A 13,774-nucleotide genomic window follows, 5' to 3' on the forward strand; every position below is an offset into this window, starting at 1 on the left:
ACTCCCTCCTCGTGCACACCGATCCCACGAAGCCACACGTCGTCATCGCCGCGGCGATGGGCGTGCACTCCCGCTACTACCGCGAGCTCGCCGACGAGCTCGCGGTCATCGGCTGGAGCTCCTGCATCCTCGCCGCACGCGGCGTCGACCGTGACACCGAACGACCGTCCCGTGACAACGACTGGGGGTACGCCGACCTCGCCGCGGCACTCGGTGACCACGTCGCCCGCGTCCGCGACCAGCACCCCGGCATCCCCGTCGTCCTTCTCGGACACAGCCTGGGTGGGCAGGTGGCGCTCGGACACCTGCTGTCGGGTGGCGATGCCGACGGACTCGTCCTCGCAGGAGCCTCCGAGCCCTACTTCCGGCGGTACGGAGGCCGGGGCTGGGGACTCTGGGGCCTCGCCGCCGCCGTACCGTCGGTGACGGCGGCCTACGGCTACTGGCCGGCCTGGGGGTTCGGGGGCCCGCAGCCCAAGACTTTGATGCGGGAGTGGGCGCGGCTGGTGCGTCGCCGCCGGTTCCCCTACCCCGAGGGACCCCTTCCGCACGACGCGCTCGATCTGCCGACCTTCGTCCTCCAGGTCGAGGGCGACGAGCTCTCGGTCCCCCGCGCCGCCCGAGCGCTCGTGCGTGCCGTACGGGAGGAGTCGGTGACGTGGTGGGACTACCGCCGAGCCGACGCTCCCGCCGGGACGGAGATCGACCACCTCGCGTGGGCGAAGGCGCCCGCGCCGGCCGTGGCCGCGCTGCAGGACTGGTGGTCACGGGAGCGCGCCGCCGCCACCTCCCTCTGACCCTGGGGAGCCCGCGCGGGCCGGCGGGCAAATCGCGTCCGTCGGCACCGACCGGCGGACCGAGGTCCAGCCGATCGGCTGATGCGCCGACGTCACGCCAGACGGTGGGATGGACCTATGACGACGACATCAGCGCCCGCCATCGAGGTTCGTGGTCTGCGCAAGACGTACGGCCCGGTGGTGGCCGTCGACCACGTGGACCTCAGCGTGTCCGAGGGGGAGATCTTCGGCGTGCTCGGGCCGAACGGGTCGGGCAAGAGCACGACGGTCGAGTGCATCGCCGGGCTCCGCCGGCCCGACGTGGGCACGATCCGCGTGCTCGGACTGGACCCGGAGAAGGACCGCGACGCGCTGAAGCGCACGGTCGGGGTGCAGCTCCAGAGCGCCGGCCTCCAGCCGAAGCTACGCGTCCGCGAGGCGCTCGACCTGTTCGCCTCCTTCTACGACGACCCCCGTGACCCCGACGAGCTGGCCGAACGACTCGGCCTCACCGAGCGGATGGACCACCCGTGGCGCAAGCTGTCCGGCGGTCAGCAGCAGCGGCTCGCGATCGCCCTCGCACTGGTCGGGCGCCCGAAGGTCGCGCTGCTGGACGAGCTCAGCACCGGACTCGACCCGGCCTCGCGCAGAGAGGTCTGGAAGCTGGTGGAGGAGGTGCGCGAGGAGGGCACGACCATCCTCCTCGTGACACATCTGATGGAGGAGGCGCAGCACCTGTGCGATCGGATCGCGCTCGTGCAGCAAGGGCGGATCCTCGTCGCCGACACCCCCGACGGGCTGATCAGCCGTACGGCGGCGCCGCTCGTGATGTCCTTCGGGACCGCCGTTCCCCTCGATCCCGCCCTCCTCACCGATGTCGCCGGTGTCGCCGACGTGATGGAGCGCGCCGAGCGGGTCCAGGTCGCCTGCGACGACAGCGCGGTGCTCCTCGTGCTCGACCGGCTCCGCGACGCCGGCGTCCGGCCCGAGCACCTGCGGATCACCGAGTCCTCCCTCGACGAGGCGTACCTCGACCTCATGACAGACGCCGACGAGAAGGAGACCGTCCGATGAGCACCGCCACGACCTCCCCCACCACCGCGATGCTGCGGACCGAGTCCCGGCTCATGCTGCGCGAGCCGGGCGCGATGTTCTGGATCGTGCTCTTCCCGACCATCCTGCTGTCCATCCTCGGTGCGATCCCGTCCTTCCGGGAGCCGGACGAGAGCCTCGGCGGGATCCGCGTCATCGACCTGTACGTGCCGATCGCCATCTTGCTGTCGGCGATCATGGCGTCGCTGATGTCCATGCCCACGATCATCTCGGGGTATCGCGAGAACCAGGTGCTGCGACGGTACGCGACGACTCCGGCCAAGCCGACGCAGATCCTCATGGCCCAGTGGGTGCTGCACGGTGCCGGCATCCTCGCGGGATCGGTGCTGGCGATCGGGGTGGGCCGGCTCGTCTTCGACGTCGCCCTGCCCGGCGCGCCGCTGACGTACCTGGGGATCTTCGTCCTCGTGGTCCTCGCGAACCTGTCGACGGGTGGGCTCATCTCAGGACTGGCACCGTCGACCAAGGCGTCCGCGGCGATCGGGACGGTCGTGTTCTTCCCGTCCATGTTCACCTCGGGCGTCTGGCTGCCGGTCACCGTCCTGCCGGGCCTGCTGGGCGACATCGTCGCGTTGACGCCGAACGGCGCGGCGGCGCTCGCGCTCGACGAGGCGGCGGCGGGTCGGACACCGGAGCTGCTGCACGTCGTGGTGCTGCTCGTCTGGACGGTGGGGCTCGGGTCGTTGGCTGCGCGATACTTCCGTTGGGAGTGAACCGGATGCGACGGGCGACGGAGTGCACATGAACGACCTCTCGGCACGGATCGAGCGCCGGTGGAGCGTCCTCCTCCGGTACGGGGCGTATCCCCTCCTCGTCCTGTCGCTCGCCCTCGCCGTCCCGCTCGCCCAGGCGGTCGGGACGGCGGACCGGCTCCCGCTCCTGGCCGCGCTCACCGTCGTCGCGGGGCTCGCCCACTGGTGGTGCGTCTCCCGGCGGTGGCAGGAGCCGCTCGACGACTGGCTCGGAAAGGCGTACGTCGTGGCCCGTACGGGCCTCGCGTTCGTGCTCTCCTGGCTGAACCCGTTCTTCAGCATCTACGCGTCGATCGGCTACTACGACGCCTCGGTGTTCCTCCGCAAGCGCGCCACGTGGGCGGTGCTGCTCGTCACCGCGGCCACGATGGCGGGAGCGCAGTCGGGCGGTCTCCCGCCCCAGAGCGCGGGCCAGGCGGCCGCGTTCGCCGGGCTGTTCGTGCTCAACGCCGGTCTCGTCCTCCTGTTCACGGCGATCTCGCACAACGAGTCGGACCTTGCTGAGGAGCGCTCGACGACGATCACCGCGCTCGAGGAGGCGCTGCGCGAGAACGCCGCCCTGCAGGAGTCGCTCACAGCGAGGGCGCGCGAGGCCGGCATCCATGAGGAGCGTGAGCGTCTGGCCGCCGAGATCCACGACACCATTGCCCAGGGTCTCGCCGGGATCGTGACGCAGCTCCAGGCCGCCGAGGACAGCCCCGACGACGCCGCGGCCGCCGCACACCGCAAGCGCGCCGCGGAGCTCGCCCGTGCCTCCCTCGAGGAGGCACGGCGCTCGGTCCAGGCCCTCAGCCCTGCCGCGCTCGACCATCTCGACCTCGTGGACGCGGTCCGTCTGCGCACCGGCGAGTGGTCGGCGGAGACCGGGGTCGACACCGAGCTCGTGGTGACGGGTACCCCGACGCGGGTCGACGCCGCCGCCGAGGCCGTCGTGCTCCGCGTCGTCCAGGAGTCGTTGACCAACGTCGGACGGCACGCGCGAGCCTCGCGGGTCGGCGTGACGCTCTCCTACACCGACGACGAGACCATCCTCGACGTGCGCGACGACGGCCGAGGGTTCGACGTCTCCCGGGTGGTCGGCGGTGACGGCAGAGGGTTTGGGATCATCGGCATGCGGCGGCGCGCCGAGCGGGCGGGCGGGGCGCTGGTCGTCGAGTCGGAGCGCGGAGGTGGGACGGCGGTCTCGCTCCGCATCCCGTCGGAGGCACCATGATCGAGTCCGTGCTCCGCCTCGTCCTGGTCGACGACCATCCTGTGGTCCGCGACGGTCTGCGCGGCATGCTCGAGGGGGCGGGCGAGTTCGCGGTCGTCGGCGAGGCGTCCGACGGACCGGCAGGTGTGAGACTCGCGATGACGCACCGGCCCGACGTCGTCCTGATGGATCTGCGGATGCCGGGAGGGGGCGGGGTGGACGCGATCTCCGCGCTGCACCAGCGGGGATTCGCAGGGCGCATCCTCGTCCTCACCACGTACGACTCCGACCGAGACATCATGGCGGCCCTCGATGCGGGGGCTACCGGCTATCTCCTCAAGGACGCCCGCCGCGACGATCTCTTCGCGGCGATCCGCGCCGCCGCACGCGGTGAGTCGGTACTCTCCCCCGCGGTGGCGACCCGCGTGGTGTCACGCGTGCGCTCCCGGTCGCAGGAGCTGAGTCCGCGCGAGGCGGAGGTCCTGGCCCTCGTCGCGAAGGGCCGCCCGAACCGCGAGATCGCGAAGACGCTCTTCGTGAGCGAGGCCACCGTCAAGACGCACCTCGGGCACGTCTACGAGAAGCTCGGCGTCAAGGACCGCGCCGCCGCCGTCGCCACCGCATACGAGCGGGGCCTCCTCGGCGGCTCCTGACGCCGGGCGGCTGCCGTCAGGCGCCCGGGATCGGGACCGACGGGTCGTACGGGACGCGGGTGTAGCAGAACGTGCCGATGTCGAGGTGGCTGATCGTGCGGTCCTCGCGTCGCACGACCTGGAGAGGCTCCCCCAGCGAGTAGCCGCTCAGCCCGATCCAGCGATCGACTCCGTCGGGCGCGAACGTGAACGCCCTGCCCCCGTCGGCGGCCAGCACGAGGACGTTGCCGTCGTAGGCCATCGTGAACGGCTGGTGACCCCAGTGCCAGGTGCCGAGGAGCTCACGGACGCCCTCGGGCAGCTCGCGGGTCGGTGTCCACTCCGGGGCGATGACCGGCTCGTGCGCAAGGACGGTCTCGATCAGCGTGCGCGGCAGCTCGCCCACGTCCAGTCCGTACGCGGTGTTCGCCAGCACGACGGCGCCGACGCCGCTGTCACGGTCCACGTACGCACCGGCGAGGAATCCAGGCATCGATCCGCCGTGACCGACCAGGACGCGCTCCCCCGCAACCGACAGCCGCAGGCCCAGCCCGTACGCGCCCGCGCCCTTCTCGTCCGGGTCGGCAGACTGCGGCGTGGTCATCGCGGTGATCGCGTGATCGCTGAGCAGTGTCGGGCGGGCGAGCTCCCCGAGCCACCGGCACAGGTCGGCCGGTGTGCTCCAGAGCTGGCCTGCCGGGGCCATGGCGCCGGTGTCCTGGAGCGGCTCGGCGACGAGCATGCCCGTGAGGGCCTCGACCGAGTAGCCGTCCGCGTGCGGTGCAGCAGCGGCGTACGTCGTGCGGGACATGCCGAGCGGAGCCAGGATGCGCTCGGTCAGCACGTCCGCCCACGGCGCGCCGCGAAGCGCCTCCACCACGCGGCCGAGGATCGCGTAGGAGAGGTTCGAGTAGTGGTACCGCTCCCCCGGCGCGAGGACGCGCGAGGCGTTGGCGTTCGCGCCCACCAGCGCCTCGTAGGAGCCACCGGGGCTGCGCTCCCACCACGGGCCGGCGGGCTCCGCCGGCAGACCGGCCGCGTGCGAGAGCAGGCCACGGATCGTGGCCTCGGCGAAGGGACCCTCGGGGACGTACATGGCGACGGGGTCTGCCAGGTCGAGCGCGCCTTCGTCAGCCAGCTGCATCACGAGCGCAGCGGTGAGCGTCTTGGTGAGGGACCCGATGCGGTACTGGGTCGCGGGAGCCGGTCGCGCGGTCTCTCCGGCGCGCACCGACGTCCCCCGCGCGCCGTGCCACACGACCGACCCGTCGCGGACGACGGCCGCGCTGAGGGACGGCGCGCGGCTGGTCGCCTGTGCCGACGCCACGGCGGCGTGGAGGTGGAGAGCGGTCGGAGGGAGGACGGGGTCGGTCTGTCCGGTCACTCCGCGAATGCTTCCGGAGGCGGGCATGCGCACGCAAGGTTGCGGTCGCCGTAGGCCTGGTCGATCCGGGCGACCGTCGGCCAGTACTTGTCGACGTGGCTCCCGGTCGGGAAGGCGCCGAGGTCACGGTCGTACGGGCGGTCCCACTCACCTGCCAGCGCCTTGAGCGTGTGCGGAGCGCGACGCAGCGCGCTCTCCCCCAAGGCCACCTCGCCCCGCGCGACGGTCTCGGCCTCGGCTCGGATCGCGATCATCGCCTCGCAGAACCGGTCGATCTCGGCCAGCGACTCCGACTCCGTCGGCTCGACCATCAGCGTGCCGGCGACCGGGAAGCTCATGGTGGGAGCGTGGAATCCGTAGTCGATCAGCCGCTTCGCCACGTCGTCGACACTGACGCCGCTCGCCTTCGTCAGCGGGCGGACGTCGAGGATGCACTCGTGCGCGACCAGCCCGTGGTCGCCGGCGTACAGCACGGGGAAGTGCTCACCGAGGCGGTGCGCCACGTAGTTCGCGTTGAGCACGGCGACCGAGGTGGCCTCGGTGAGTCCCTGAGCGCCCATGAGGGCGACGTAGGCCCAGGAGATCTGCAGGATCCCGGCCGAGCCGTACGGGGCGGAGCTGATCGCCCCGATCCCCTCGCGGTCCTCGGCGAGCGGTGCCATCGGGTGGCTCGGCAGGAACGGCTTGAGGTGCTCGGCCACCGCGACGGGACCCACACCGGGTCCGCCTCCGCCGTGCGGGATGCAGAAGGTCTTGTGGAGGTTGAGGTGGGAGACGTCGCCGCCGAACTCACCCGGTTTGGCATGCCCGAGGAGCGCGTTGAGGTTGGCACCGTCGACGTACACCTGGCCGCCCGCACCGTGCACCACGTCGCACAGCTCGGTGATCCCGTGCTCGTAGACGCCGTGGGTCGACGGATAGGTGACCATGATCGCGGCGAGGTCGTCGGCGTGCTCGGTGCACTTGGCGCGCAGGTCGGCGAGGTCGACCTCGCCGTCGTCGGCAGCCTTGACCACGACGACGCGCATGCCGGCCATCACCGCCGACGCGGCGTTGGTCCCGTGCGCGGAGGATGGGATCAGGCAGACGTCACGGTGCACGTCGCCGCGGCTGCGGTGGTAGCCGCGGATCGCCAGCAGCCCTGCGAGCTCGCCCTGCGACCCGGCGTTGGGCTGCACCGACACCGCGGCGTAGCCCGTCACCTCCGCGAGCCAGGACTCCAGCTGCTTGACCAGCCGCAGCGTGCCCTGGGCGTCCTCGCCGGGAACGAACGGGTGGAGGTCGGCGAACTCCGGCCAGCTCACCGGCTCCATCTCGGTGGTCGCGTTGAGCTTCATCGTGCAGGAGCCGAGCGGGATCATGCCCCGGTCGAGCGCGTAGTCGCGGTCGGCGAGCCGCGTCACGTAGCGCAGCATCTCGGTCTCGGAGTGGTGGGTGTTGAAGACCGGGTGCTCGAGGAAGCCGCCCTCGCGCTCGAGTGCCTGCGGCAGGGAGTCGCGGGCGGCGGCGTCGATCGCGGGCAGGTCGAGTCCGTCGATCCCGAAGGCCTCCCACACCGCCTCGAGGTGCGACGGCGTCGTGACCTCCGAGGTCGAGATCGCCACCTGGTCGGCGTCGACGCGCCGTAGGTGGATACCGCGGGCCCGGGCTGCGCTCACGACGTCGTCGGACCGGCCGGGGACCCTGGTGAGGACGGTGTCGAAGAACGTCTCGTGCACGACCTCGACGTCACCCGCGCGCAGCCCTTCGGCGAGCACGGCCGCGGACCGGTGCACCCGGTAGGCGATCTGCCGGAGGCCCTCGGGCCCGTGGAAGACCGCGTACATCGACGCCACCACGGCGAGGAGCACCTGCGCCGTGCAGATGTTGGACGTCGCGCGGTCGCGGCGGATGTGCTGCTCGCGGGTCTGCAGCGCGAGCCGGTACGCCGGGCGGCCCTCGGCATCCACGGACACGCCGACCAGACGGCCGGGCAGATGGCGCTCGAGCCCGTCCTTGACGGCGATGAACCCGGCGTGAGGGCCTCCGTAGAACATCGGCACGCCGAAGCGCTGGCTCGAGCCCACCACGACGTCGGCGCCGAGCGACCCGGGCGAGGCGAGGAGCGTCGACGCGAGCGGGTCGACGGTGACGACCGCGAGACCGCCACGCTCGTGCACGGCGGCGATGACGTCGCTGGGATCGATGATCGCGCCGTCGTGGCGAGGGTAGGCGACGAGCGCACCGCAGAGGTCGCCGTCGGGAAGTCCCCCGGAGAGGTCGGCCTCGACGAGCGGGATGCCCATCGCCTCGGCACGCGTACGGACGACGGCGAGCGTCTGGGGAAGGCAACCGGTGTCGACCACGAACGGCTTGGTGGCGTTGGCGCGCACGGCCCGGCGCGTCAGCGTCATGGCCTCGGCCGCCGCCGTGCCCTCGTCCAGGAGCGAGGCGTTGGCGGTCGGGAGCCCGGCGAGGTCGGCGACCATCGTCTGGAAGTTGATCAGGGCTTCGAGCCGCCCCTGCGAGATCTCGGGCTGGTACGGCGTGTACGCCGTGTACCAGCGGGGGTCCTCGAGCACGTTGCGACGGATGACCGCCGGTGTGACGGTCGGGTGGTAGCCCAGACCGATCATCGCGACACCGGGGTTGTTCTGGTCGGCGAGCTGGCGAAGCGCGCCGGTCACCTGCGGCTCCGACAGCGCCGGCAGCAACGACAGGGTCTCGCCGAGACGGATCCCCTTGGGTACGGCTGCAGACATCAGGTCGTCGAGGCTGCGATAACCCAGCGCCTCGAGCATCGTCGCCTGCTCGGCGGCGTCAGGGCCGATGTGGCGGGTGGCGAACGGTGCTGCGCCGGCCAGCTCGGACAGCGTGGGCCGTGCTGGCCCGGAAAGGGACGTGGACTGGTCGCTCATCGGCGATCTCCCGCAGGCTCGGGTGGGTCGGTCAACCCTCCCCCTCTGTCACGCGTCGTCACGCTTCAGAGTGCCTGGGTCACGCGGTCCTGGTGCCTGAGAGGTTCCGGGGAGGAATTGCCCCTTCGGCGCCGCGACGCTCGCGGGCTCTCCCGCGTGACGTGTTCGGCCGTACCCGGCCAGGCTAGCACCGCCGGGCCGGACAGCGGAGGCCGTGCGTCAGCCGACGCGACGCGCCTTGCGGCGCGCAGCCAGCTCGTCGTCGGGATCGGCCCCGGTGACGATGCGCTCGCTCGGAAGGTCGGAGAGCGTGCCCTCGATCTCGCGCCAGACCCCACCGATCGCGATGCCGAAGACACCCTGGCCGCCCTGGAGCAGATCGATGACCTCGTCGGCCGAGCGGCACTCGTACACCGACACTCCGTCGCTCATCAGGGTCACGCTGGTCAGGTCGTCGGTGCCGCGCTCACGGAGGTGCTGGATCGCCGTGCGGATCTGCTGGAGCGAGATGCCGGCGTCCAGGAGGCGCTTGATGATCTTGAGCAGGAGCACGTCGCGGAACGAGTAGAGCCGCTGGGTGCCCGAGCCGCTGGCATCCCGTATCGACGGCTCCACGAGCTGCGTGCGCGCCCAGTAGTCGAGCTGCCGGTAGGTGATCCCCGCCGCCTTGCACGCGTTCGGCCCACGGAAGCCCGTGTCCTCCGGGACTCTCGCCACGTCGTCGTCGAAGAGGAGGCCCTGATCGCTGGCCGCCTCACGCGCCGCGGCGACACCCTCGTCGTGCTGGGTCGTCGAGTTCTGCTTGCCGCTCACCGGAGCCTCCGTCTCGCACCATCATCTGCCCGTTCAAAGTAGGGCCGCTCCCCCGGGGGGTCAACGACATCGGCCGCGACTCGCCGGGATGACCCTGAACCTCGAGTCCAGGATGACTTTTGGGGTCAGGAACCTCCCTGCTCGAAGTCCTCGGGCGTGATCTCGTCGAGGAACTCTCGGAACTTCTCGACCTCTTCCTCCTCCTCGTCAGGCACACCCACCGAGGACTCGGTCAAGACGTCCTCGTCGCAGTAGATCGGCGTGCCTGTGCGCAGCGCGAGCGCGATGGAGTCGGACGGGCGCGCCTCCACCTCCGCGCCCGAGGCGAAGACCAGGACGGCATAGAAGACGTGGTCCTTGACCTCGGTGATGCGCACCTCGGTGAGCTCGTCCCCGAGCGCCTCGATGACCTCCTTGAGGAGGTCGTGCGTCAACGGCCGGGGCGGCACCACACCCTGCTGGGCGAAGGCGATCGCCGTCGCCTCGACCGCACCGATCCAGATGGGTAGGTAGCGCGGCCCCGAGACCTCACGGAGCAGCACCAGAGGATTGTTGGTGGGCATCTCCACCCGAACGCCGACAACATCGAGCTCCCGCACGAGACTCAGCCTACCCCCGGTGGCGCAGTCCGTTCTTGACGAGCATCGTGTGGAGCAGCACCGAGAGCGACGCGATGTTGCGCGCGGTCTCGTCGGCCCTTGCCGCAGACTCCGGATCGCGCCGCCGTCGCAGGGGCTCGACGATCTGCTCGAGCATGCTCACCTCGCGGTCGGCAGCGGTACGGATCGAGCGCAGGTGCCGCGGCTCCAGCCCGAAGGCCGCGAGCTCGCCGAGCGTCTTGGCGATCACGACGTCGGCCTCGGTGAAGTGTCCGGACGAAGGGGCGACCAGACCGTACTGCTCCGCCTCGTCCAGCAGATCCTCGTCGATCTCGGACGCCTGCAGCAGCTCGGAGCGTCGGAACCGGATGCCCTTCGGGCTGCTCGCGAACGTGTCAGGCCCAGGCAGCCCGTCCGAGGACATGATCACCCGTGGCACCTGAAGGGTCCCCTCGTCGTCGGAGGAGAGGATCCCCCGGTCGAGGTCGTCCAGCTTCTGCCGGATGACCTTCAGCGGCCAGTACGTGTCCCGCTGCACGCGCAGCACGAGGTGCAGGCGCTCGACGTCGGCCCGGGAGAACTTCCGGTAGCCCGACGGCGTCCGCTCCGGCTCCACCAGGCCCTCGGTCTCGAGATAACGGATCTTGGAGATCGAGATGTCCGGAAAGTCCGTACGAAGCTCGTCGAGCACCTCCCCGATGCTCAACCGCGCGGCGTTCGGCGCGGCCTGGGTCACGAAGCGGTGCTCCCCGCGGCGCTCGGGTAGTAGACCAGGCGGAACTTCCCGATCTGCACCTCGTCGCGGCTGCTGAGCAGGACGTCGTCGATCCGGTCGCGGTTGACGTAGGTCCCGTTGAGGCTGCCGACGTCGCTCACGGTGAAGCCCTCCTCGGTACGCCGGAACACGGCGTGACGCCGCGACACGGTCACGTCGTCGAGGAAGATGTCACTGTCGGGGTGACGTCCCGCCGACACCTCTTCGGTGTCGAGGAGGAAGCGCGAGCCGGCACTCGGCCCCCGCTGGACGACCAGGAGGGCCGAACCCGGCGGCAGCGCATCGAGCGCCGCCGCGTCGTCCGCACTCAACCCACCGCCCGACCCGAGGTCGGTGTCCGACGTCGGGGGCAACGAGATGGTCGACGTCGTCTCAGACGGGCTCTCGGGGACGTCCTGGTTCGGCTCGTCCTCGTTCGTGCGCGACATTGGCGGGGATCCCCTTCGCTACTCTCAACCAGTGCTTCAGGTTGACGACTGTTGCATGAAACCTACGTGCCCGCCGTGGGGCGGTCAACCGACACACGGGATCACGGCGGGGCCGATCAGGACTCGGTCGCCGCCCCGTACGCGGCGGCGTCCATCAGGCCGTCGAGCGCCGCCGGATCGGCGACCCGGACCGTGATCAGCCAGCCCTGGCCGTAGGGGTCGGCGTTGACCGTCTCCGGGCTCGCCTCGAGCGTATCGTTGACCGACACGATCTCGCCGGTGACCGGCGCAAAGAGGTCGCTCACCGACTTCGTCGACTCGAGCTCTCCGATCACCGCGCCCGCCTCGACCGTGTCGCCGACCGCCGGCAGCTGCAGGTAGACGATGTCTCCCAGCTGGTCCTGCGCGTAGTCGGTGATCCCGATCGTCGCGGTGTCGCCGTCGAGCCGGATCCACTCGTGGTCGGCGCTGTACTGGAGGTCTTCGGGGATCACGGTCACTCCTCGTCGTCAACGTGCGGGCCGAGCGTACTCGGCCTCGCGCTCCTCGGCCAGTGCGGTGATCTCGAGGGACTTCGTCTGCTCGACGGCGACGTCGCCACCGAGTGCCTCCACCTGGTCGACGAGCCCGCCTCGGAACACCACGGCCTGGTCCAGCGTATGGGAGTCGCCGATCGCCTCGATCACGAAGGGTCGCTTCACCTCGCGGCCGTCGATGCGGACCCCGCCCTCGGGCGAGTCGGTGACGTAGGACTGGGCGACGACCCGGACCACGCCGTTGACCTGGATCGACTCTGCCCCGGCGTCGCGAAGCTCCTCGATGGCGTTGAGGAGCGTGCTCGCCCCGACCGTGGAGTCAGGGTCCTCGATCGTGATCACGACGCCTGGTCCGACGGTCGGTACCGTCCCCGCCAGGATGGCCAGCGTGTCGGCCGCCTTGCGGGTCTCCTCGATCGCGGCCTGGTTGCGCTCGGAGCTCTGCTGGAGACGTCGTTGCGTCGCGGACAGGTCGGCGCGCTGCTGCGTCAACCGGTCTTCGGTGCTGTCGAGGGTCTCGAGGAGGTTCACGAGCTCGTCGCGGCGCATGCCGGCGTAGCCGTCGTCGTTGGCCGAGCGGACCTGGGTGACCGCAGCGAATCCCAGCACGAGGAACAGCGCGGCCACGACCCACTGGCCGCGGGTCGGACGCCCGGTGAGGGCGTGCCTGACGCGCGCCCAGGCCTTCGCCGAGTCGGGTGCCTGGCGCTCACTCATGACTCTGCCTAGGCATGGAAGAGGTGCCTCCTGATCGCTGCGGCGTTGGAGAAGATCCTGATCCCGAGCACGACGATGACGCCCGTCGAGAGCTGGGACCCGACTCCGAGCTGGTCGCCGACGAACACGATGAGCGCCGCGATCAGCACGTTGGAGATGAACGAGACCACGAAGACCTTGTCGTCGAAGCGTCCGTCGAGGTACGCCCGGATCGCACCGAACACCGCGTCGAGGGCGGCGACGACCGCGATCGGGAGGTACGGCTGGAGGCCGGCGGGCACGGTCGGCTCGAAGAGGAGCCCCAACGCGGCTCCGACCACGAGGCCGAGGACGGCGATCACTTCTCCTCCACCTCCAGCACCTTTGCGTTGCGGATCGTCGAGGCGCGACGGGGCGCCGCGGGGAGGGTGGCCTCGGTGCGCGCGCTCACGTCGAACCGCATATCGAAATTCTCCTTCAGTCCACTCCAGGCCTGCGCCGCAGGGGTCTCGGCGAAGTTGGCGGGAAGCGTACGCGGGTTTCCGATCGCGGTCACGACGTACGGGCTCGTGAGCGAGCGGTAGTTGACCGTGATGCCTTCTCCGGCAGAACGGATCGGGGACATCGCGGTCAGCCTGTTGCCGTTGATCGCGATCGCCTCCGCACCGGCCTGCCACAGCCCGTTGACCAGGAGCTGGAGGTCTTTGTCGCGAACCCGCTCAGCACTGCCTGCGTCGGCGTCCGGTGCCCCGTCGACGGTGACGCGCAGCGCCGGGCCGGTCACGGCCACCGTGCCGACGACGGCGGCCTGCTCGCGAGCCCTCGCCAGCCCCTCGGCCCCCGACTCCTCACGTCGGAGCCGTGCCACCGACCCGCTCAGCGCGGCGACGTCCTCCTGTAAGGCGGCGATCTCGGTCCTGCGCTGGTCGATCTGGCCGGTCAGCACGGCGCGCTCGGTCTCGACGGCCGGGCGGCTCGCTCGGGTCTGGAGCAGGGCGAGAGTGATGAGCAGGGTGAAGAACGCCACCACCGCGATGGCGGCCAGACGCCCGCGCGACGTGCGAGCGTGCGGCGCGTGGGTGTAGTAGTCGTCGTCGAGCGGGTTGTCGGTGATGGTCTGCAGGAGCGTCATGGAGTTGCCCGTGACGTCCCCCGACGTCGTGCTGCGGTCCGTCACGGCG

The 13,774-nt window shown here is 70.9% G+C and carries 15 protein-coding genes and 1 riboswitch; of the genes, 5 read left to right on the plus strand and 10 right to left on the minus strand.

All coding sequences use genetic code 11. The annotated features are described in order from the left end of the window. Positions 1-11 precede the first annotated feature (11 nt). The 5 genes from KV100_RS04870 to KV100_RS04890 all read left to right on the plus strand — a co-directional run bounded on the left by KV100_RS04870 (position 12) and on the right by KV100_RS04890 (position 4,486). Positions 12-797 (plus strand): alpha/beta fold hydrolase, encoded by a 786-nt coding sequence (locus KV100_RS04870; RefSeq protein ID WP_220341752.1) that lies wholly within the window; start codon positions 12-14, stop codon positions 795-797. A gap of 117 nt (positions 798-914) precedes the next feature. After that, positions 915-1,850, plus strand: a complete 936-nt coding sequence (locus KV100_RS04875) for an ABC transporter ATP-binding protein (protein ID WP_220341753.1) — start codon at positions 915-917, stop codon at positions 1,848-1,850. Then, the gene (locus tag KV100_RS04880; protein WP_220341754.1) at positions 1,847-2,602 is read left to right on the plus strand and encodes an ABC transporter permease; all 756 of its coding nucleotides are present in this window, start codon (positions 1,847-1,849) and stop codon (positions 2,600-2,602) included. The genes KV100_RS04875 and KV100_RS04880 overlap by 4 nt, the downstream gene beginning before the upstream one ends. Positions 2,603-2,630: 28 nt before the next feature. Then, positions 2,631-3,854 (plus strand): sensor histidine kinase, encoded by a 1,224-nt coding sequence (locus tag KV100_RS04885; RefSeq protein ID WP_220341755.1) that lies wholly within the window; start codon positions 2,631-2,633, stop codon positions 3,852-3,854. Beyond that, complete coding sequence (locus KV100_RS04890) at positions 3,851-4,486, plus strand: response regulator transcription factor (protein WP_255559070.1); 636 nt, start codon at positions 3,851-3,853, stop codon at positions 4,484-4,486. The genes KV100_RS04885 and KV100_RS04890 overlap by 4 nt, the downstream gene beginning before the upstream one ends. A 16-nt stretch (positions 4,487-4,502) precedes the next feature. On the opposite strand, the gene KV100_RS04895 is transcribed toward KV100_RS04890, so the two are convergent. The 10 genes from KV100_RS04895 to KV100_RS04940 all read right to left on the minus strand — a co-directional run bounded on the left by KV100_RS04895 (position 4,503) and on the right by KV100_RS04940 (position 13,770). Then, positions 4,503-5,849 carry a serine hydrolase domain-containing protein gene (locus KV100_RS04895; protein ID WP_308289320.1) on the minus strand — a complete coding sequence of 449 codons (1,347 nt, stop codon included), beginning with the start codon at positions 5,847-5,849 and terminating at the stop codon, positions 4,503-4,505. Then, entirely contained in the window at positions 5,846-8,746 is a 2,901-nt protein-coding gene (gcvP, locus tag KV100_RS04900; RefSeq protein ID WP_220341757.1) for an aminomethyl-transferring glycine dehydrogenase, read from the minus strand. The genes KV100_RS04895 and gcvP overlap by 4 nt, the downstream gene beginning before the upstream one ends. A gap of 74 nt (positions 8,747-8,820) precedes the next feature. Beyond that, a riboswitch (glycine riboswitch) is annotated at positions 8,821-8,911 on the minus strand. Between the two features lie 54 nt (positions 8,912-8,965). Next, positions 8,966-9,559 (minus strand): MerR family transcriptional regulator, encoded by a 594-nt coding sequence (locus KV100_RS04905; RefSeq protein WP_220341758.1) that lies wholly within the window; start codon positions 9,557-9,559, stop codon positions 8,966-8,968. Between the two features lie 125 nt (positions 9,560-9,684). Next, entirely contained in the window at positions 9,685-10,158 is a 474-nt protein-coding gene (locus KV100_RS04910; RefSeq protein ID WP_220341759.1) for a bifunctional nuclease family protein, read from the minus strand. Between the two features lie 10 nt (positions 10,159-10,168). Next, entirely contained in the window at positions 10,169-10,894 is a 726-nt protein-coding gene (locus KV100_RS04915; protein ID WP_220341760.1) for a MerR family transcriptional regulator, read from the minus strand. Next, a complete protein-coding gene (locus tag KV100_RS04920) occupies positions 10,891-11,361 on the minus strand; it encodes an FHA domain-containing protein (protein ID WP_220341761.1) in 471 nt (156 codons plus the stop codon). The genes KV100_RS04915 and KV100_RS04920 overlap by 4 nt, the downstream gene beginning before the upstream one ends. A gap of 116 nt (positions 11,362-11,477) precedes the next feature. After that, positions 11,478-11,855 (minus strand): glycine cleavage system protein GcvH, encoded by a 378-nt coding sequence (gene gcvH / locus KV100_RS04925; RefSeq protein ID WP_220341762.1) that lies wholly within the window; start codon positions 11,853-11,855, stop codon positions 11,478-11,480. 15 nt (positions 11,856-11,870) lie between these two features. After that, positions 11,871-12,614, minus strand: a complete 744-nt coding sequence (locus KV100_RS04930; RefSeq protein WP_220341763.1) for a DUF881 domain-containing protein — start codon at positions 12,612-12,614, stop codon at positions 11,871-11,873. Between the two features lie 8 nt (positions 12,615-12,622). Continuing rightward, entirely contained in the window at positions 12,623-12,955 is a 333-nt protein-coding gene (locus KV100_RS04935) for a small basic family protein (protein WP_220341764.1), read from the minus strand. Then, entirely contained in the window at positions 12,952-13,770 is an 819-nt protein-coding gene (locus KV100_RS04940) for a DUF881 domain-containing protein (protein WP_220341765.1), read from the minus strand. The genes KV100_RS04935 and KV100_RS04940 overlap by 4 nt, the downstream gene beginning before the upstream one ends. Between the last annotated feature and the right edge of the window lie 4 nt (positions 13,771-13,774).

It is taken from the genome of Mumia sp. zg.B21 (assembly GCF_019550855.1).
In the GTDB taxonomy this organism is placed as follows: Bacteria; Actinomycetota; Actinomycetes; order Propionibacteriales; family Nocardioidaceae; genus Mumia.

What these genes read in the sequence shown, in the direction of transcription:
- KV100_RS04930 (WP_220341763.1), bottom strand. Translation starts at nt 12,614, where the DNA reads ATGAGTGAGCGCCAGGCACCCGACTCGGCGAAGGCCTGGGCGCGCGTC.
- KV100_RS04880 (WP_220341754.1), top strand. Translation starts at nt 1,847, where the DNA reads ATGAGCACCGCCACGACCTCCCCCACCACCGCGATGCTGCGGACCGAG.
- KV100_RS04885 (WP_220341755.1), top strand. Translation starts at nt 2,631, where the DNA reads ATGAACGACCTCTCGGCACGGATCGAGCGCCGGTGGAGCGTCCTCCTC.
- KV100_RS04920 (WP_220341761.1), bottom strand. Translation starts at nt 11,361, where the DNA reads ATGTCGCGCACGAACGAGGACGAGCCGAACCAGGACGTCCCCGAGAGC.
- KV100_RS04875 (WP_220341753.1), top strand. Translation starts at nt 915, where the DNA reads ATGACGACGACATCAGCGCCCGCCATCGAGGTTCGTGGTCTGCGCAAG.
- gcvP (WP_220341757.1), bottom strand. Translation starts at nt 8,746, where the DNA reads ATGAGCGACCAGTCCACGTCCCTTTCCGGGCCAGCACGGCCCACGCTG.
- KV100_RS04890 (WP_255559070.1), top strand. Translation starts at nt 3,851, where the DNA reads ATGATCGAGTCCGTGCTCCGCCTCGTCCTGGTCGACGACCATCCTGTG.